This window comes from Stenotrophomonas capsici (genome assembly GCF_034961085.1).
GTDB lineage: Bacteria > Pseudomonadota > Gammaproteobacteria > Xanthomonadales > Xanthomonadaceae > Stenotrophomonas > Stenotrophomonas capsici.
The window spans coordinates 1-992 of the sequence record NZ_JAYFUH010000260.1; the positions used below are offsets into that span (position 1 = coordinate 1).

A 992-nucleotide genomic window follows, 5' to 3' on the forward strand; every position below is an offset into this window, starting at 1 on the left:
GAAGGGGCGTTCAAGATAGCCGATTGCCGGGACCAACGCCTGGCCCTGCTCACCCCGATGCACCTGCCAGCATGGAGGCAAGCAAGGCACCTGGCCCGAAGGCCGCTCCAGCATCGATCAGGAAACGTGTGCGGAAGGCCTTGGGCCGCGGCTCACCGCTTCGGTCTGCGAAGCACCGGGCGACTCGCAACACCTGCACCGAGGCGAGCGCCCCCTGCCCGATCAGGCCGGTTTCCCGGCCTTGTGATACGCGACAAGCGCATTGGCATGGCCGTGGCCAAGCTTGTGCTCGGCCTTGAGGAAGGCCACCTGTTCCATGTGCTTCCGGTCCTGGACGGTGTCCAGCAGCGCGAGCCAGTGCGCCACCGGCTTTCCGTAGGTCTTCTCGATGGACGGGAAGTAGGACGCCGGGCCCTTGACCTTGATATCTGTCGTCATGAACGCTCCTCGTTGTTGTGGTGAGGCCGGCGCCCCCCCCCTTGGCGGACCTGACCATGCTTCTTCTTCCCCCGACGAATGAGAGAGTCCGGGATCGACACTCGATTCCATGGATACATGCGCCCCCGCGGTCGGTCTCATTCGCAGAGCTCTTCTCCTCGCCCGTAGGGCCCGCGCGCCTGCTGCCTGATCCAGTGCGCAGGCCCGCCATCCTCCGAACGTCCGCCCCCCTTCGGATGATGCACGAGCAGGAATCCTTCATGGCCAACACCCATCAGTCGCATCATGTACAGAAACAGCCTTGACGGGTTCAGCTTCCCATCCAGGGATTGCCGGCCTGCATCCATCGTGACGTGCTAGCATGAAATCGCGGGCATTGCCCGCTACGCGCGCGTTGCGCAACTGTCTGGATTGTTGCCCACTTCGCTCCCTTTCATGCGTTACCTGCCCAGATGCATGGGCGGTCGCTCGGCGGAGTGCGCGATGCCCGGCTATACGACACGCAATGTGAAGGTCACCGTCGGTGGCCAGTCTTACCTGCTGCGCATCCTCAG

The 992-nt window shown here is 63.6% G+C and carries 1 protein-coding gene; it reads right to left on the minus strand.

From position 1 onward, the window contains the following. Positions 1 to 222: 222 nt before the first annotated feature. The gene (locus tag VA603_RS18480) at positions 223 to 438 is read right to left on the minus strand and encodes a DUF4287 domain-containing protein (RefSeq protein ID WP_132865592.1); all 216 of its coding nucleotides are present in this window, start codon (positions 436 to 438) and stop codon (positions 223 to 225) included. Positions 439 to 992 lie beyond the last annotated feature (554 nt).